This is a genomic window from Mesorhizobium sp. WSM4837 (assembly GCF_055811435.1).
The window spans coordinates 1-17035 of the sequence record NZ_JBVVQE010000041.1 but is presented as its reverse complement, the minus strand read 5'-3'; the positions used below and the strand labels follow the sequence as shown (position 1 = coordinate 17035).

Below are 17035 nucleotides of genomic sequence, written 5' to 3'. Positions count from 1 at the left end.
GGCACTCAAAACAGCGAGCCTTGGCTGCCAGGCTCCTTGGCTTTGGCGGCCGGCTTTGCAACAGTTTTCGGCCGTGCCGCGCCGCTGGTCGCAACCGCATCGGCGGTTCCGTCGGCGAACTCCAGCGAAAGTGCCATCCCCGGCGCCACTTCCGCCGCTTGATTGATCACTGCGCCGTCGGCATCTTTCACCAGGGCGAAGCCGCGCGCCAGCACCGCCTTGTGCGACAGCGTCGCCAGCAGCCGGTCGGCCTGGGTCAGTTTCCCGCGCAAACGCTCGAGCCGCACCGAAATCACCCGGTCCTGCCGCCGCGACAGCGCCGTCAGGGCATCTGCCTGCAATTTCTGCCGCCTTGCGAGCGGCGCCGGCGACAGCCGCGCCGCGGTGCGCGAAAACCGCGTTCGCCGCTCGCGCACGATGGCGAAGAACGCCGCTTGCGCGCGGCCAAGGTCGCGGCCGGCCAGTGTGCGGGCCTCGTTCATGCGTCGCGACAGGGTGGCCGGCGTCAGCCGCTGCGCCTGAAGCCTGGCTCGCTTGCGCTGGACGCTGACGGACAGCGCTCGGCCAAGCCGGCTCGTCGCCTCGTCGAAACGCCGGCGCGGCAATGCCAGCAACTGGTCGGGCGAGGGCAGCGCCCGGGTGGCGGCACGCACCGCCTGGCGCTTGCGCTCGAAATTGCGCGACACCGCGGCCTTGAGCCGCGCACCAAGGCCGGCAAGCGTCACTTCGAGGTCGGCGCGTACGGGCACGGCGATTTCGGCGGCACCCGTCGGTGTCGGCGCCCGCACATCCGCCGCCAAGTCGATCAGCGTCCAGTCCGTTTCATGGCCGACGGCGGAAATCACCGGAATGCGCGAGGCGGCGACGGCGCGGGCCAGCGCCTCGTCATTGAACCCCCAAAGATCCTCGAGGCTGCCGCCGCCGCGCGCCACGATCAGCAGGTCGGGCTGCGGGATGACGCCATCCTGCGCCAGTCCGTTGAAGCCGTTGACGGCGGCGGTCACTTCGGCGCCGGCCGTTTCGCCCTGCACTCGCACCGGCCAGACCAGCACATGCAGCGGAAACCGGTCCTTGATCCGGTGGATGATGTCGCGAATGACAGAGCCTGTCGGCGAGGTGACGACGCCGATGACGCGCGGCATGAACGGCAGCAAGCGCTTGCGGCCGGCATCGAACAGGCCTTCGGACTGCAGCCGGCGCTTGCGCTCTTCCAGCAGTGCCATCAGCGCCCCGGCGCCGGCGGGCTCCAGATTGTCGATGACGATCTGGTAGGTGGATTTTCCGGGATAGGTGGTGAGCCGGCCGGTGGCGATCACCTCCATGCCTTCTTCCGGGCGGAACTTCAGCCGGCCCATCGTGGTCTTCCAGACCACGGCGTCGAGCCGTGCGCGGTCGTCCTTGAGGCAGAAATAGGCATGGCCCGAGGAATGCGGTCCGCGATAGCCTGATATTTCGCCGCGCACCCGCACATTGCCGAAGACGTCCTCGACCGTGCGCTTCAGCGCGCCGGAAATCTCGCTGACCGTGTATTCGGTGGCGTTGGTACGTGATTCGGATGCAGCGTCGCTCATTGGCCGATTGGGGGGCGGTTGTTGGCCGGCGTCAAGGCCGTCGCTCGTAGCCGATGTCATAACTCGATCTTAACCCGATCTGATGACTGTGCGGAAAAGAGAGTGGCCAGGACGCATGAGCCGTCGTCTTCAACGCAGCCCATTAACGTTCCAGGTCACGCTGACGGTGATGGCGCTTGCCATTTTCGCGCTTGCCATGGTCGTCGGCTTTGGCTTTTACGCCACTGTGCAGGCGGATAGCGTCTCCCTCGAGCGGCAGAAAATCCTTTTCGCCAACGGCATGCGGGACCGGATGGCGGCGGTGGATCGCGAGCAGGAAAGCATCGCAGTCTGGGACGATTCCGTCATCAATGCCAAGGCCGGCAACGTGGACTGGATGATCGATAACATCAGCGTCTGGATGTATTCCTACTATGGGCATGATCGGGTCTATGTACTGGATGCCGCCGATCGTCCGGTCCATGCGATGCGTGATGGAAACGTGCTGGCGCCGGCGCGTTACAGCGAGGATGAACCGGTTCTGTTGCCCACGGTCGAAAGGGTGCGCCGGTTGATCCGCGAGCCGGCGAAAGAAGACCTGGCCGGCGGTCCGGTCAAATTGGCCGCAGGGGATCTGGTGGAGCTTGACGGAAAACCTGCCATCCTCAGCATCATGCCGCTGGTGCCGAGTTCCGACCGCGTCATCCAGACGCCTGGCAGCGAATACCTTCATATCTCGGTGGACTTCATCACCGACGCGCTGCTGGCCAAGATCGCCGGGCAATATCTGTTGGCGGGCGCCCGCCTGCTGCCGTTGTCGCAGCCGGTCGGCGGGGCTGCCATTCCGCTGGTCGACTCACACGGCGTCATCCTGGCTTATGCCGGCTGGGATCAGGAGCGGCCCGGCAGCGCGCTTGTGCGCGAGGCAGGGCCGGCCCTGATCGGTGGCGCGCTGCTCGCGGCAGGTGTCCTGGCATTCCTGCTGCGCCGCCTCCGCCGTGCATCGTCGGCGCTGCAGACCAGTCAGGCCGAGGCGCAGTATCTCGCCTTCCACGACACGCTCACCGGCCTTCCCAACCGGGCGCTGTTCGAGGACCGGCTCCGGCGCGCTTTGCTCACGGCCAGTCACGAAACAGCCAAAGTGGCGCTTCTTTATCTCGACCTCGACCGTTTCAAGCATGTCAACGACACGCTTGGCCATCCTGCCGGCGACGAGCTTGTCCGCCAGACCGCCGCGAGGCTCCAGCAGGCAATCCGGGAGGTCGACACGGTGGCACGGCTCGGCGGTGATGAGTTCGCCATGATCCTGATTGATGTTGACGACATCCGAGGCGCCGAGGATGTTTCGGAGGGTCTGCTTCAAAAGCTGCAGGAGCCGTTCAAGCTGGCCGACGACCAGGTTTTTGTCAGCGCCAGCATCGGCATAGCATTGTCGACCGGTCCGGATGCCGATGCGGACGACTTGCTGCGCAAGGCCGATATCGCGCTTTATGAAGCCAAGAAGAACGGCCGCGGCCGCTACCAGGTCTTTGCCGGCGACATGGACGACCTGCTGTTGCGCAAGCGCCAGGTTGAGAGCGAGCTTCGCCATGCCCTGAATGGCGGAACCGGGATCAAGCTGGCGTATCAGCCGATCTTTGCGGCGGACGGCAGCACGATCCTCGGTGCCGAGGCGCTGATCCGCTGGGGACATGAGGTCCACGGTGGCTTGCCGCCGGCACAATTCATCGCCATCGCCGAAGAACGTGGCATGATCGGCCAGCTTGGCAAATGGGTGCTGCAAGAGGCTTGCCGCTTCGCTGTCGGCACCGAATTGCCTTGGGTGGCCGTCAACGTGTCGCCGCTGCAACTGCGCGACGCCGGTTTCGCCGAGCAGCTTGCGGCGGTTCTCGCCGAGACCGGATTGGCGCCAGGGCGCCTGCAGCTCGAGATCACCGAGGGCGTGCTGTTGGACAACAACGATACGACCAGGACGGCTCTGGCTGCCTTGCGCCGGTCGGGGATCGCCATAGTGCTCGACGATTTCGGCACCGGCTATTCGTCGCTGAACTATCTGCGCCGCCACGCTATCGACAAGCTCAAGATCGACCGCTCCTTCGTGAACCTCCTCGGCCGCGACGAGAGTTCAGCGGCGATCGTCAGGGCGCTTGTCGATCTTGCCGACGCTCTTAACGTCGGCGTCACCGCGGAAGGCGTGGAGACCGAGGAGCAAAAGGCGCTGCTCGTCGCCATGGGCTGCCGAGAGTTTCAGGGCCATCTGCTGTCGCTGCCGCTGGAGCCGGCGCAATTGCTGCGGCTGGCCGGCCTTTTGCCTGGCAAGGACAGCACGCCGGCAGCAGTTTCCGCCTGATCCTTACCAGCCCGGCACGATCTGGTTCGGCTTGCCCCGCTTCATCTTCGAAAAGGCTGCGAAGTCGAAGCTTCCCGTCTCTTCGCCGAGCGGCACGGAAATATTGTCGAGGCTTTCCGAAATGTGACGGGCCAGCGCGTCGACGATCTCCGGCCGCGACGTCTGGCCGCGCATGATGCCGATGCGGCAATCGGGCAGGGCGCCGAATCCGTCGGCGTCGCCCAGCACCCGCATGCCGGGGCGCAGCGCGCATTCCGGCAGCACCGATATCGCCAGGCCGGAAAGCACCGCGGCGGTGATGACGGTCGCCGAGAAGCTGGTGAACAGGATGCGGTAGTCGCGGTTCTGCCGGTCGAGCACGTCGACCGCGGCCCGCCGCCAGATGCAGTTCGGCCGGCCGAAGGCCATCGGCAGAACGTCCTGTTCATGCGTCGCATGGTTGGCCGAAGTCACCCACAGCAGCGGTTCGCGCCGCACCACTTCCGACTGGCCGTGCGCGTCACTATGCGTCACCAGTGCCAGATCGAGATTGCCACGCTTGATATGCTCGACCAGCCCCGGCGTCGGCTCGCAGATCACGGTCAGTTCGACACGTGGGTTGGAACGGGCGAAGCGGGCCATGATCTCGGGCAGGAAGCGATCGGCATAGTCGTCCGGCGTGCCGATTCGGATCGTGCCTTCGAGCCGCCGGTCGTCGAAGGCGGCCAGCGTTTCCCGATTGAGGAACAGCAACCGTCTTGCGTAGGAGAGCAGCCTGTCGCCTTCCTCGGTCAGCCTGTTGGTGCGCCCGTCCTTTTCGAACAGCGGCTTGCCGATCCGCTCCTCCAGCCGGCGCATCTGCATGGACACCGCCGACTGGGTCCGATGCACCGCTTCCGCCGCGCGGGTGAAGCTGCCGGTGTCGACGATCGAGACGAAGGTCTGCAATTGATCGAGATCGAGTGGCGCTTTCATCGGTCCCATCCATCACTAGTGTTGATGTTAAAGATTAGAAACATTCGTTGGATTAATCAATCGAACGATGGCAAATTTACGACTGTCCACATGACAGCATGTGAATCGGGACCGGAACGGCCGCTGTTGCCAGCGCCGATCGCGCGTCCTCGTCCGTTCGAATGAAGGAGACTGACATGGCTACGTTTGATTTCGCCACCGAGACTTCGCGCATCACGTCGCGTCCGGCTATTGCGACGCGCGTGGTCAACACCATCTCCAGCGTCTATCGCGCCTGGAAAAACCGCCGCGCCTTCTATCGCCTTGGCGAGATGTCGGACGCCGAACTTGCCGACATCGGCTTGACGCGAGCCGATCTCCACGTCGCCATCGACGTGCCGTTTGGCCGCGATCCAACCGAGAGGCTTCGCATTATCGCAGCCGATCGCACAGACACGATCGAGGATATTGCCCGCAAAGTGACCTGATCGATGGTTGCGTGCCCTTAGGGCGCGCGGTGCTTGGATTTCGCAGGCTCCCACTCCCTGCCGGTTTCCCCGCCGGCCCGCCTGCGCACTGCCCGGTCCTCCCAAGGATCGGGCATTTTTCTTTTTGAAATCAGCCGAAGGCCAGCTTCACGCTACCGCCGGTCCATGCCTCGCTTGAACTGATCGAAGATCGACTCCATGCCCTTCTGGTAGTCGTCACGCTGCTGCGCACCTGCCTCGAACATCTTGCCGAACAAATCGTCGAACGGATTGCGTGGCCTGCCGCTCGGATTGGTCTGCGGCTGCGGCGTTTCGCGCTGCTGCGGCGCCTGACGCGGCTGCGGCTGCTGCGCGCCGCCGCCGAACATGTCCTGCAGCACCTTGCCGAGCGGATTGTCGCCGTAGGGATTGGGCGCCTGCCGCGGCTGACCCTGCGGCTGCTGCGCACCACCGAACATGTCCTGCAGCACCTTGCCGAACGGATTGTCCATCGGGCCGGGCTGCGGCGCCTGGCGCTGTTGCGGTGCCGGTGCGCCGCCACCGGCCTGCCGCATCATCTGCTCGATGATCTCGCCGAGCGGATTGCTGCCGCCGCCGAATCCGCCTGCTGCCTGCATCTGATTTGTGGTCTGCTTGAACAGGCCACCCATCATCATCGAAGCCACGACCGGCAACATCTGCTGCAAGATCTGCTGGCTGACGCCGCTCGCCTGCGCTGCCTGGCTGGCAACGGCGCGGGACAGGTCTTTCGAGCCGAACAGATGGCCAAGAATGCCGTTGCCTTCATCGACGCCCTGCGGCGAGAAGGCCCGGCCTGCGTCCTCGAAATATTTGGCGTGCTGGCCGCTGGCCATTGCCGTCATGAACGCGCCGAGCCCGTACGGGTCGGAGGTGCTGCGCTTCAGCCCCTGTGAAAAGGCCGGCAGCAGCGCCTCGACCGCCGATTGCGCTTGCTGCTGCGAAAGGCCGAACTGTTGGGCCAGGGCCTGCATGCCGTTACCGTTCTGCGCCTGCGCCAGAATGTCGAACAAGGAAGCCATTGGTTTTCTCCTCGGGAAAATCCTCGTAGAAGAGCCTACCGCATCGGCCCGAAAATCGGAATCGATTTCGGAAAGCGCGTTTCCCGAGCTGTCAGCCAAGCCGATAGCAAACGGCTAATACGCATACTCCATGAACACCGGCTCGATCGAGCCGCCCCAGCGCGTATGATAGGCGGAGAGCAGTTCCTCGGCGCTGGTGGTGCCGCGCGCGACGACTTCGTCCAGCGTGCTGAGGAACGACGTTTCGTCGTAGCCGTCGCGGTTCTTGCGGCCGCGGTTCTTCAGCCCCATGCGCGAGATGACGAGCACGTGGCGGGCGATCTCGCGCAGTGTCGTATTGCGGAACGGCGCCGAAATGCCCTGTTCCGGCACGGCGTTGCGCATCGCCAGCACCTCTTCATAGCTCCAGCTTGAGGTCAGCGCCTCGGCCGCGTCGAGCGCCGCCGCGTCGTAGAGCAGCCCGACCCAAAAAGCCGGCAGCGCGCAGATGCGCCGCCATGGTCCGCCATCGGCGCCGCGCATTTCAAGGAAACGCTTCAGTCGCACGTCGGGGAACAGCGTCGACAAATGGTTCGCCCAATCGCCCATCGTCGGCAGCCCGTCAGAAATCTCGTTGCGGGCCGCACCTGCCATGAACTGGCGGAAGGAGACGTGCGTCATGTCGTGGTAGTGGCCGTCGCGGATGACGAAGTACATCGGCACGTCGAGCGCCCATTCGACATAGTCGGCGAAGCCGAAATCGGGCGAGAAGCAGAAGTCGAGCAGCCCCGAGCGCTGGTTGTCGGTGTCGCGCCAGATGTCGCCGCGCCAGCTCTGAAATCCGTTGGGCCGGCCCTCAGTGAACGGCGAGTTGGCGAACAGCGCCGTCGACAGCGGCTGCAGCTTCAGCGACACCTGCATCTTGCGGCGCATGTCGGCCTCGCTCTCGAAGTCGAGATTCACCTGGATGGTGCAGGTGCGGTACATCATGTCGAGGCCCTTGGTGCCGACCTTGGGCATGTAGCGCGTCATGATCTCATAGCGCGACTTTGGCATTTTTGGCGTCTCGGCCAGCGACCATTTCGGGCTGCCGCCGAGCCCGAGGAAGCGGATGCCCATCGGCTCGGCGATCTCGCGCACCTGCGCCAGATGCGCATTGCCCTCGCGGCAGGTCTGGTGGATCGTTTCCAGCGGCGCGCCGGACAGTTCGAATTGGCCGCCGGGCTCCAGCGAAATCGCCCCCCGGCCGGTCGGCTCGACCAGGCCGATGATGCGGCCGGCATCCATGATCGGATCCCAGCCGAGTTTTTCCTGCATGCCCTCAAGAATGGCGCGGATACCGTGCTCGCCGCCATAGGGCACCGGCGCATTGCCGTCGACATAGAATGGGAATTTCTCGTGTTCGGTGCCGATGCGCCATTTGTCGCGCGGCTTGTTGCCTTCAGCCAGGTGCTCGACAAGCTCGTCGACGCCTTCGATCGGCCGGAAATCGGTTGTGTCGCGCGCCATTACAAGTCCTCTAGCACATGACCCCGAAAATCGGCTTCGATTTTCGGAAAGGATCATGTGCCCAATCAAGTGCTACAGCGTCCTTTGCGCGTCCGAAAGGACGCGCGGCGCTGTAGGTGGTCGGACGACCGCCGGCGCTAGATGGACGAAATGTCAGTAGGCGATCAAGCGAAAAATCCTGAGCCACAGGGTAACTGGAATTGATTGGCTGCTTCTTCCTTCTCCCACAAGGCCCACAAGGGGAGAAGGGAAGTGCCTCACCAGTCTCCGATTGTCGCCTGTATCACCGCCAGCGCCGCCACAGCAGCCGTATCGGCGCGCAGGATGCGCGGACCGAGAGGAATCGCGGTTACGAAAGGCAGCTCCCGCAGCATCCTTCGTTCCTCGTCGGAAAATCCGCCCTCGGGGCCGACCAGCAGCCCGAGCTTCTTCTCCCGCACCGCCTGCAGCGCCGGCAGCGGATTGTTGGTGGAAGCATCCTCGTCGCAGAAGATCAACCGCCGCTCCTTGTCCCAGCCGGCCAGCAGGCGCTCGATTTTTTCCGCTTCGCGCACTTCCGGCACCGCAAGGATGCCGCATTGTTCGGCGGCCTCGACGACATTGGCGCGCAGCCGTTCCATGGCGGGCTTTGCCACCTGCGTGTGCTGGGTAATGACCGGCTGCAGGACGCCGGCGCCCATCTCGACCGCCTTCTGCACCAGATAGTCGAGCCGACCCTGCTTAAGCGGCGCAAAGCAGTAGACGAGATCGGGCAGCGGAGGCTGCGGCCGCTGCAATGCCAGCACCTTCAGCCGCACCGTCTTTTTGGACCTGGCGGCGATAGAAGCCGACCATTCGCCGTCGCGGCCGTTGAACAACAGGATTTCGGCGCCCTCGCCGAGCCGCAGCACATGCATCAGGTAATGGCCCTGCTGCGGGCTCGCCTCGAACTCGATATCCGGTCCGAGGTCGTCCGGCACGAACAGCCGCTGCATCTTGTAATTGGCGCGCATCGCCGAGGAATGGGCGAGCCGGCTCTTGGCGTCAAGTCTCGGCCGACGGATGCCACACTGGCACATAGCCTTGCCTCAGCACGGCAACGGTGGTCGCCGGCGTGAGCAGGCGGATTGGACGGTCGGCAAAACCGCCGAACCCCACGGGATCGCCGTCCACCGGATCGCCCCCCACACGATCACCATAGCCTGCGAACGACCAGCGCAGCGCCTTGCCGCCGCGCATCGCATAGGCATTGCCGCCGTCCGCAACCATGGCGCCGTCCGGCAACCCGGCAAGCTCTTCTACGGATACGACCGGTGCCTGCCCACCCGACGCCAGCCGCTCCCTATGCAGCCGCTTGTCGACCTGCGGTGCGCGCGGCGCGGCAATGCCGAAGGCCATGCCGAAGCGCCGGACGAAGTCCCTGGCCCGCTCGCGCCGGCAGAAGAAGCAGGGCCGATGCCCGGCCGCGAGCGCGGTCACCTCGTCCAGGAAAAACAATTCGGTCCAGCCGGCCTTGCCACCGTTCCGGTTGCGGCCCATCGGCTCGCGCCGCACATCGCGGAATTCGCAGACGCAGATGATCCAGGCCTGCAGCGCCCAGCGTTTTTTCAGCAGCGTCTTCGTTTCGGGGTCATGGATGATGCCGCGATTGCCCATGAACAGGCCGCGCTCCGGCACGGCGTGGATGACGCCGAACGGGTCGACCCGATTCTGCAGTGGCATAGCTTTCTCCCCAGATACGTATCTTGGCCGGAATGACGGCGGCATGATATCGCTCGTCGCATCGTTTTCATGTCAGCAGGTTTTCAATGCGGGTGCTGGTGGTCCAGAATTTCGACAGCGAGGGCCTTGGACAGATCGGCGCAGCGCTTGTCGAGGCAGGCGCCGATATCGACCTGCGCCGGCCCTATTGTGGCGAGATGCTGCCGCAGGACAGCGCTGCGCACGACGCCATGGTCGTGCTCGGCGGCGCCCAGAATGCGCTGGACGACGAGATTTGCCCGTATTTTCCTGAACTTCTCGACCTGACGCGCGATTTCGCCGGCAAGGATCGCGCCGTGCTCGGTATCTGCCTTGGCAGCCAACTTGTGGCGCGCGCCTTCGGTGGCGAGAACCGGATCGGCGGCGCCTCGGAATTCGGCTGGCACAAGGTCTCGCTCACGCCGGCGGCGACGGCCGATCCGGTGCTCGCCGCGCTGCCCGAAAATTTCTCGATCTTCGAGTGGCACGACGACACTTTTGTCTTGCCCGAAAATGCAGTGCGGCTCGCCGGCAACGAAGTCGCCGAGAACCAGGCGTTTCGCATCGGCCGTGCCGTCTATGGCTTTCAGTTCCATTTCGAGGCGGACGGGCCGATGGTCCGCGACTGGAGCGCATCCTTCGCATCGCTCATTGCCGAGCGGCACCCGGACTGGAGCGATCGGCTCGATGACGAAATGGCCCGCCACGGAGCGGCTGCCGACGCCGCCGGGCTGGCCATCGCCCGCGCCTGGGTGGCGACGATCTGATCAGTCAGTACCGACGTTGCATATTTGGCACGCCGGCAAAAATCCGCTGTGGACAGCATGTTTCGTGCTTGGCTTGTGGCCGCCCGCCACCCTAGAAGGCACGCGCTCTGCATCGTCCGTGCAACGCGATGAACCTTTTGGGTCACCCGCGCGACACATCGCCGATACAGAACATGCCTAAAAGCAGCGAAATCGTCGAAACTTTGAGACGCTTTTCCGTTTCAACCCATTCGTAACCCACCCCGTGCACAGATGCAGGAAGCTCAACAAGAGATGACGTCCGTGAAAGCAGCGCTTCTGTCCTTTGTCATGTTGTCGGCCATCTTCTTGTGCGGCCTCGGCACCTATGCCGGCGACGCAGCCAACAACCACAACGCCGTCGACGGCTACGGCGTCACCGCCGCGCTTCGCTAAGCGCTTTAACCCTTCTCGCCTGACACCACCAGGATACGCTTGTCGGCACCGTCGACGACGAGCGCGCTGAGGTTTCCCGTTTGGTAGGCGAGCGTGTCGATATTGACGCGGTTGACCATCACCTCGGCCTCCGGCACCGGCGTGTGGCCATGCACCACGATTTTTGGATGCAGGCCGGAATGATTGTGGAAGACATCGCGGATCCAGATCAGGTCCTGCGCGCTCTGACTTTCCAGCGCAATGCCCGGCCGGATGCCGGCATGGCAGAAGAAGAAGTCGCCGAAGGTCAGTGAAAACGGCAGCGACTGCAGGAACTCGACATGGCTTTTCGGCACGGCCTCGACAAGTGCTGCATGGCCTTGCCGCAGTGCCGCCTCGGACCTGCCGAACCACGCGCCGCCACCTTCATTGAGCGCTACGCCATAGGATTGCGCGGTCTGGATGCCGCCGTAGCGCATGAAAAGCCCGTCCGCATCGGGAGTGTCGAGGAAGTCTAGGAAGCCGATGTCGTGGTTGCCGGCGAGCATCAGGTGGCGCGGGTCGCGTTTTCGCACTTCGATCAGGAAATCGATGACGCCCTTGGAGTCCGGGCCGCGGTCGACATAGTCACCGAGATGGACGACACGCCAGTCGGCAGGCCGCGCCTGGCTGATCTCGGCCGCAATCCGGCGGTACATAGCGGCGAGCAGGTCGAGCCGGCCATGCACGTCGCCGACCGCATAGATGCGCATGCCTTCCGGTCCGCGCGCGTCGAGAAAGTGGATGCCGGGGGCAATCAATGCTTCCATCTCCGTGATCATGCCGCCACGGGAGTCTAACGCCGAAGCTGATCCTTGCCCATGTCGGTCACCAGACGCTTTCCGCACAGTGCCAGCGTTATGTCCATCTCCTTGCGGATGATTTCCAAGGCTTTGGTGACTCCATCCTTGCCGAGCGCGCCGAGGCCGTAGAGGAAAGGCCGGCCGATATAGGTCCCCTTGGCGCCGAGACACAGCGCCTTCAGCACGTCCTGGCCAGAGCGGATGCCGCCATCCATATGCACTTCGATCGTGTCGCCGACCGCGTCGGCGATTTCTTCCAGCACCGAGATCGACGACGGCGCGCCGTCGAGCTGGCGTCCGCCATGATTGGAGACGATGATCGCGTCGGCGCCGGTCTTGGCCGCCATCAGCGCGTCCTCCTTGTCGAGGATGCCCTTCAGGATCAGCTTGCCGCCCCAGCGCTCCTTGATCCAGGCGACGTCCTTCCACGACAGGTGCGGATCGAATTGCTCCGTCGTCCACGACGACAGCGAGTTGAGGTCGCCGACGCCCTTGGCGTGGCCGACGATGTTGCGGAAAGTCCGGCGCTTGGTGCCGGCCATGCCAAGGCACCAGCCCGGCCTGGTCGCCACCTGCCAGACATGCTTCGGCGTGAAGCGCGGCGGCGCCGACAGCCCGTTGCGGATGTCCTTGTGGCGCTGGCCGAGGATCTGCAGGTCGAGCGTCAGCACCAGGGCCGAGCACTTCGCCGCCTTCGCCCTGTCGATGAGACTGAGGACGAAATCCTTGTCGCGCAGCACATAGAGCTGGAACCAGAACGGCTTCCTGGTCACCGATGCGACATCCTCGATCGAGCAGATGCTCATCGTCGACAGCGTGAACGGCACGCCGAATTCCTCCGCCGCCTGCGCCGCCAGCATCTCGCCGTCGGGGTGCTGCATGCCGGTCATGCCGGTCGGCGCCAGCGCCACCGGCATCGCCACATTCTCGCCGATCATGGTCGATTCCAGCGAGCGGTTGCTCATGTCGACCAGCACGCGCTGGCGGAACTTGATCTTTTGGAAATCCTCCTCATTGGCCCGGTAGGTGCTTTCGGTCCATCCACCGGAATCGGCATAGTCGAAGAACATCTTCGGCACGCGGCGGCGCGCCAGGTCCTTGAGATCGGCGATGGTGAGGATCATGCTCATGGGCTTCCCGCTGATGGTTCGCTAATTCGTCGCAATTCTTGCCGGCGCTCACGAGCGTTTCCGTGCCGGCTCGCTGTCGCCGGCTTCGGAGCGCTGCATCAGCCTCAGCCGCGACACGCGTTGCCAGTCGCCGCTGCGCTCGGCCTCGGCCATGGTGCGTTCGACATGGCTGATGTGGTCCATCGCCGCCTGCCGTGCGGCCGCCGGATCGCCGGCCTTGACCGCCGCGTAGATCGCCCGGTGCTGCGAAAGCAGCGCTTCGCGCGCGCCCGGCACGTTGAACACCAGGAGCCGGTTCTGGAACACGCCCTCCGACAGCAGCCGGTAGCACGAGCGCAGCGTGTGCAACAGGATGATGTTGTGCGCGCATTCGCAGATCGCGTGGTGGAACTCGACGTCGATTTCCGCCTCGTCGTCGAAATTGCCGGTCCGGTGCGCCTCGTCCATGCGCGCCATGATGCGGTCGAGCAGCGCCAGGTCGTCTGACGTGGCGCGCCGCGCCGCGTACTCGGCCGCCACCGCCTCGATCTCGCGGCGGTATTCCAGATAGTCGGTCGCCGCCTTGCGATGCATGGAGATCAGGTCCGTCACCGGCTTGGTGAACAGCTGGCCGATGACATCGGCGACATGGGTGCCGCCGCCGGGCCGGGTCGTCAAAAGCCCGCGCCCCTCCAGCGCCTTCAGCGCATCGCGCAGGATCGGCCGCGACACCTCGAACCGGCGCGCCAGCTCGCGCTCGCCCGGCAGCTTGTCGCCGGTGCGCAGAACACCTTCGAGTATCAGACTCTCGATCTGCTGCACCACCTCGTCGGCGGTGCGGGAATGCTCGATCCTGGAGAAAATGTCGCTCAACGGGGATGGCCTGGGGGATTGTACCGGTGTCGCGCAGGATAAAGCCTGTGTCGGCAACTGGTCAAATTATTTATCCAGTTCGCCCACTTGGCCGGGTCCGACGTCGTCCCGGCCTATCGCTTTCGGCTAATTTGTCGTTTGCGTGCCCCGGCAATTGGCTCTAGAGGGACGCGAGTGCACCAGGCCCGGGGGACCAGCCGTGGCAGATGACCCGTCCAATCTCGAATTCCAGCCGCGCGTCGAAGGCAGCGTCATGGGCTTTCCCGCGCATGAGGGACGGCCTGGCGCGCTCGGCGAGGTTCACGCTCGTCCGCATCCGCTGGTCGAGAAACCGCGCGTGCTGGTGCAGCTTTCGTTCATGACCGAAGCCGGCTCCGGCGTCGACCAGGCGGTGCTTTCCGAACTGTCGCGGCGCCTCGGCATCGCTGCGCCTGACCCTCATGCCCGCCACCACGCGATGAAGTGGGGCAAGGGCTCGCTGCGCTGGGAGCGGCATACGGAATTCTCCACCTATCTGTGGGAAGGACCGCTCTCCGAGAGCGGCCAGCGCCAGGAAGGTTCGCCTTTCGGCAACGGCTTTTCGCCGCCGGGAACGGTGATTTCCGGCATCAGGCTCGAAATCCGCAAATGGACGCAGGCGAGCGAAAGGCTGATCGCCGGCTTCGACCCGACCAGCCTGTGCTATTCGCTGGTCGAGCGCGGCAACGCCGCCATTGTCACCGATTTCCGCCAGGACGGTGACGGCATGACCCGCATGCTGGTGCTCGACCGCGGCCTGACGCCGGCACGGACCGGCGCGCTGGCGCAGCGGCTGATCGATATCGAAACCTACCGCACGCTGGCCATGCTTGGCCTGCCGCTGGCGCTGATGCTGTCCGGTCGCGCCCGCCGCATCGAAGACAGGCTGGCGCAGACCACACTGGAAATGAAGGTCGCCGAAACCCGCGACAACCAGACGCTGCTTGCCGATCTGACCGAGCTTGCCGCCGAATTGGAGGCCGATGCAGCCTCAAGCCTCTATCGCTTCGGCGCCAGCCGCGCCTATGACGGCATCGTCCGCGAACGGCTGGAGGCGCTGGAGGAAGAGGCGGTGCCCGGCTACGACACCTGGGGCGGCTTCCTGCAGCGCCGCGTCGCCCCAGCCATGCGCACCTGCCGTTCGGTCGAAGAGCGTCAGGCCAATCTGTCGACCAAGCTCACCCGCGCCACCACGCTGCTGCGCACCTGGGTCGACGTCGAGGTCGAGAAGCAGAACCGCGATTTGCTGGCGTCGATGAACAACCGCGCCCGCCTGCAGTTGCGGCTGCAGCAGACGGTGGAGGGTCTCTCGGTCGCCGCCGTCTCCTACTACGTCGTCGGGCTCATCGGTTACCTCGCCAAGGGCGCCTCGATCTTCGGCCATGCCGTCGCGCCCGAGGTCGTCACGGCCGCCTCGGTGCCGCTCGCCATCCTGCTGGTCTGGTGGGGCGTGCGCCGAGTGCGCCGCCTGCACTCCGAACCCGCCAAGCCGGCAGGCGAGCAGGCAGGCAATCTCCCACCTTGAGGGGGAGATGTCGCCGAAGGCGACAGAGGGGGTCGTCTCGCATGGGCGCCAACCTCGTTTCGCGGCCGGACACGACGTCGGCGATTTACGTGAGACGACCCCCTCTGGCCGCTTCGCGGCCATCTCCCCCTCGAGGGCCCTCGAGGGGGGAGAAAGTCAGCGCTTCCCTCTCGCCGACCCGCGCAAGATCGTCCCGGTATCGGCTTCCGATTTCAGCCAAAGCAGGATTTGCAACGAGCGCCTGCCGCTGGTAAAAGATTTTTACCAGTCGATCGAAGGAACTGTCGATGTCCGGCCTGCTGATGCCGAAATCAGACGACGCCACGATGCGCCGGCGCGACGAGATCGTCGCCGATATGCGCATCATCGTGCCGGGCGAGGGCGTCGTCGACGCTGCCAATTCGATGCGCGCCTTCGAGAGCGACGGCCTCACCGCCTATCGGCAGTTGCCACTGGTGGTGGTGCTGCCCGAAACGGTGGCGCAGGTCTCGCGCGTGCTGAAATATTGCAACGACCGCAACATCCGCGTCGTGCCGCGCGGTTCCGGCACCTCGCTGTCCGGCGGGGCGCTGCCGCTCGAAGATGCCGTGCTGTTGGTGATGAGCAGGTTCAACCGCATTCTCGAGATCGATTTTCCCAACCGCATCGTCGTCGCCCAGCCGGGCGTCACCAATCTCGGCATCACCACCGCCGTCGAGCAGGAGGGCTTTTATTACGCCCCCGATCCATCCTCCCAGATCGCCTGCTCGATTGGCGGCAATGTCGCGGAGAATTCCGGCGGCGTACATTGCCTCAAATACGGCCTCACCGCCAACAATGTGCTCGGGATCGAGATGGTGCTGATGAACGGCGAGGTGGTGCGGCTCGGTGGCAAGCATCTCGACGCGGAAGGCTACGACCTGCTCGGGGTGATGACCGGTTCCGAAGGGCTGCTCGGCGTCGTCACCGAGGTCACCGTGCGCATCCTGAAGAAGCCGGAGACGGCGCGCGCGCTGCTGATCGGCTTCCCGACCAGCGAGCAGGGCGGCCAATGCGTCGCCGACATCATCGGCGCCGGCATCATCCCGGGCGGCATGGAGATGATGGACCGCCCGGCGATCCATGCTGCCGAGGATTTCGTCCATGCCGGCTATCCCCTGGATGTCGAGGCGCTGCTGATCGTCGAACTCGACGGGCCGGGCGTCGAGGTCGATCATCTGATCGGCCTGGTTGAGGCAATCGCCTATAGGAACGGCTCGACCACATGCCGCATCTCGCAATCGGAGCAGGAGCGGCTGAGTTTCTGGGCCGGCCGCAAGGCGGCCTTTCCGGCGGTCGGCCGCATCTCGCCGGACTATTACTGCATGGACGGCACCATCCCGCGCAAGGAACTGCCGCGCGTCCTGCACGGCATGCGGGAACTCTCCGAAAAATACGGGCTCGGCGTCGCCAATGTATTCCATGCCGGCGACGGCAATCTGCATCCGCTGATCCTCTATGACGCCAACGTGCCGGGCGAGCTCGACAAGGCGGAAAGTTTCGGCGCCGACATCCTGCGGCTTTGCGTCAAGGTCGGCGGCGTGCTGACCGGCGAGCACGGCGTCGGCGTCGAGAAGCGCGACCTGATGCCGGAAATGTTCAACCAGATCGACCTCGACCAGCAGATGCGGGTCAAATGCGCATTCGACCCCAACCATCTGCTCAACCCGGGCAAGGTGTTTCCGCAGCTTCGCCGCTGCGCCGAGCTCGGACGCATGCACGTGCATCGCGGCCAGACGGCGTTTCCGGATATTCCGAGGTTTTGATGGTAGCGTCGCGGAATGGCGGTTCCTCGCCCCCGCAAAGCGGGGCAGAGGCGGGGGGGGGGGGGGGGGGGGGGGGGGGGGGGGGGGGGGGGGGGGGGGGGGGCGGGCCCGCCCGCCCCCCCCCCCCCCCCCCCCCCCCCCCCCCCCCCCCCCCCC

The 17035-nt window shown here is 64.9% G+C and carries 15 protein-coding genes; 6 read left to right on the top strand and 9 right to left on the bottom strand.

Annotation, left to right across the window (positions count from 1 at the left end):
- Positions 1-5 precede the first annotated feature (5 nt).
- Positions 6-1571 (bottom strand): exodeoxyribonuclease VII large subunit, encoded by a 1566-nt coding sequence (gene xseA / locus AC0L3D_RS22470; protein ID WP_128175236.1) that lies wholly within the window; start codon positions 1569-1571, stop codon positions 6-8.
- A gap of 115 nt (positions 1572-1686) precedes the next feature.
- On the opposite strand from xseA, the gene AC0L3D_RS22465 reads away from it, so the two are divergent.
- Positions 1687-3900: a putative bifunctional diguanylate cyclase/phosphodiesterase gene (locus AC0L3D_RS22465; protein ID WP_287225458.1), complete on the top strand. Its 2214-nt coding sequence runs from the start codon at positions 1687-1689 to the stop codon at positions 3898-3900.
- Between the two features lie 3 nt (positions 3901-3903).
- Here AC0L3D_RS22465 and AC0L3D_RS22460 read toward each other — a convergent pair whose 3' ends face one another.
- Positions 3904-4854: a LysR substrate-binding domain-containing protein gene (locus AC0L3D_RS22460; protein ID WP_023800337.1), complete on the bottom strand. Its 951-nt coding sequence runs from the start codon at positions 4852-4854 to the stop codon at positions 3904-3906.
- 176 nt (positions 4855-5030) lie between these two features.
- Here AC0L3D_RS22460 and AC0L3D_RS22455 point away from each other — a divergent pair, with 176 nt between their 5' ends.
- Positions 5031-5321: a DUF1127 domain-containing protein gene (locus tag AC0L3D_RS22455; protein ID WP_023800338.1), complete on the top strand. Its 291-nt coding sequence runs from the start codon at positions 5031-5033 to the stop codon at positions 5319-5321.
- A 152-nt stretch (positions 5322-5473) separates the two neighbouring features.
- Here AC0L3D_RS22455 and AC0L3D_RS22450 read toward each other — a convergent pair whose 3' ends face one another.
- The 4 genes from AC0L3D_RS22450 to AC0L3D_RS22435 form a co-directional block, all read right to left on the bottom strand.
- On the bottom strand, positions 5474-6361 hold the full coding sequence (locus AC0L3D_RS22450; protein ID WP_023800339.1) for a DUF937 domain-containing protein: 888 nt from the start codon (positions 6359-6361) through the stop codon (positions 5474-5476).
- A 114-nt stretch (positions 6362-6475) separates the two neighbouring features.
- A complete protein-coding gene (locus tag AC0L3D_RS22445; protein WP_473645848.1) occupies positions 6476-7849 on the bottom strand; it encodes a glutamate--cysteine ligase in 1374 nt (457 codons plus the stop codon).
- A gap of 257 nt (positions 7850-8106) precedes the next feature.
- A complete protein-coding gene (locus tag AC0L3D_RS22440; protein WP_287246622.1) occupies positions 8107-8841 on the bottom strand; it encodes a 16S rRNA (uracil(1498)-N(3))-methyltransferase in 735 nt (244 codons plus the stop codon).
- Positions 8842-8872: 31 nt separating this feature from the next.
- Positions 8873-9550: a hypothetical protein gene (locus AC0L3D_RS22435; RefSeq protein WP_128175231.1), complete on the bottom strand. Its 678-nt coding sequence runs from the start codon at positions 9548-9550 to the stop codon at positions 8873-8875.
- Positions 9551-9636: 86 nt separating this feature from the next.
- On the opposite strand from AC0L3D_RS22435, the gene AC0L3D_RS22430 reads away from it, so the two are divergent.
- Both AC0L3D_RS22430 and AC0L3D_RS22425 read left to right on the top strand, forming a co-directional pair.
- Positions 9637-10335 carry a type 1 glutamine amidotransferase gene (locus AC0L3D_RS22430; RefSeq protein ID WP_128175229.1) on the top strand — a complete coding sequence of 233 codons (699 nt, stop codon included), beginning with the start codon at positions 9637-9639 and terminating at the stop codon, positions 10333-10335.
- 273 nt (positions 10336-10608) lie between these two features.
- On the top strand, positions 10609-10749 hold the full coding sequence (locus AC0L3D_RS22425; RefSeq protein ID WP_023800344.1) for a hypothetical protein: 141 nt from the start codon (positions 10609-10611) through the stop codon (positions 10747-10749).
- 5 nt (positions 10750-10754) lie between these two features.
- On the opposite strand, the gene AC0L3D_RS22420 is transcribed toward AC0L3D_RS22425, so the two are convergent.
- Genes AC0L3D_RS22420 through AC0L3D_RS22410 form a run of 3 tightly spaced genes read right to left on the bottom strand, consistent with a single transcriptional unit; the run spans position 10755 to position 13552 of the window.
- Positions 10755-11537, bottom strand: a complete 783-nt coding sequence (locus tag AC0L3D_RS22420) for a metallophosphoesterase (protein ID WP_473495846.1) — start codon at positions 11535-11537, stop codon at positions 10755-10757.
- Positions 11538-11563: 26 nt separating this feature from the next.
- A complete protein-coding gene (locus AC0L3D_RS22415) occupies positions 11564-12700 on the bottom strand; it encodes an alpha-hydroxy acid oxidase (RefSeq protein WP_128175226.1) in 1137 nt (378 codons plus the stop codon).
- A 48-nt stretch (positions 12701-12748) separates the two neighbouring features.
- Complete coding sequence (locus AC0L3D_RS22410; protein ID WP_128175224.1) at positions 12749-13552, bottom strand: FadR/GntR family transcriptional regulator; 804 nt, start codon at positions 13550-13552, stop codon at positions 12749-12751.
- Positions 13553-13751: 199 nt separating this feature from the next.
- On the opposite strand from AC0L3D_RS22410, the gene AC0L3D_RS22405 reads away from it, so the two are divergent.
- Both AC0L3D_RS22405 and AC0L3D_RS22400 read left to right on the top strand, forming a co-directional pair.
- Positions 13752-15095, top strand: coding sequence for a DUF3422 family protein (locus AC0L3D_RS22405; protein ID WP_027156343.1), 1344 nt, complete (start codon positions 13752-13754; stop codon positions 15093-15095).
- Positions 15096-15382: 287 nt separating this feature from the next.
- Positions 15383-16879 carry an FAD-linked oxidase C-terminal domain-containing protein gene (locus AC0L3D_RS22400; protein ID WP_128175221.1) on the top strand — a complete coding sequence of 499 codons (1497 nt, stop codon included), beginning with the start codon at positions 15383-15385 and terminating at the stop codon, positions 16877-16879.
- Positions 16880-17035: the final 156 nt, after the last annotated feature.

What these genes read in the sequence shown, in the direction of transcription:
- xseA (WP_128175236.1), bottom strand. Translation starts at nt 1,571, where the DNA reads ATGAGCGACGCTGCATCCGAATCACGTACCAACGCCACCGAATACACG.
- AC0L3D_RS22465 (WP_287225458.1), top strand. Translation starts at nt 1,687, where the DNA reads ATGAGCCGTCGTCTTCAACGCAGCCCATTAACGTTCCAGGTCACGCTG.
- AC0L3D_RS22460 (WP_023800337.1), bottom strand. Translation starts at nt 4,854, where the DNA reads ATGAAAGCGCCACTCGATCTCGATCAATTGCAGACCTTCGTCTCGATC.
- AC0L3D_RS22455 (WP_023800338.1), top strand. Translation starts at nt 5,031, where the DNA reads ATGGCTACGTTTGATTTCGCCACCGAGACTTCGCGCATCACGTCGCGT.
- AC0L3D_RS22450 (WP_023800339.1), bottom strand. Translation starts at nt 6,361, where the DNA reads ATGGCTTCCTTGTTCGACATTCTGGCGCAGGCGCAGAACGGTAACGGC.
- AC0L3D_RS22445 (WP_473645848.1), bottom strand. Translation starts at nt 7,849, where the DNA reads ATGGCGCGCGACACAACCGATTTCCGGCCGATCGAAGGCGTCGACGAG.
- AC0L3D_RS22440 (WP_287246622.1), bottom strand. Translation starts at nt 8,841, where the DNA reads ATGCGCGCCAATTACAAGATGCAGCGGCTGTTCGTGCCGGACGACCTC.
- AC0L3D_RS22435 (WP_128175231.1), bottom strand. Translation starts at nt 9,550, where the DNA reads ATGCCACTGCAGAATCGGGTCGACCCGTTCGGCGTCATCCACGCCGTG.
- AC0L3D_RS22430 (WP_128175229.1), top strand. Translation starts at nt 9,637, where the DNA reads ATGCGGGTGCTGGTGGTCCAGAATTTCGACAGCGAGGGCCTTGGACAG.
- AC0L3D_RS22425 (WP_023800344.1), top strand. Translation starts at nt 10,609, where the DNA reads ATGACGTCCGTGAAAGCAGCGCTTCTGTCCTTTGTCATGTTGTCGGCC.
- AC0L3D_RS22420 (WP_473495846.1), bottom strand. Translation starts at nt 11,537, where the DNA reads ATGGAAGCATTGATTGCCCCCGGCATCCACTTTCTCGACGCGCGCGGA.
- AC0L3D_RS22415 (WP_128175226.1), bottom strand. Translation starts at nt 12,700, where the DNA reads ATGAGCATGATCCTCACCATCGCCGATCTCAAGGACCTGGCGCGCCGC.
- AC0L3D_RS22400 (WP_128175221.1), top strand. Translation starts at nt 15,383, where the DNA reads ATGTCCGGCCTGCTGATGCCGAAATCAGACGACGCCACGATGCGCCGG.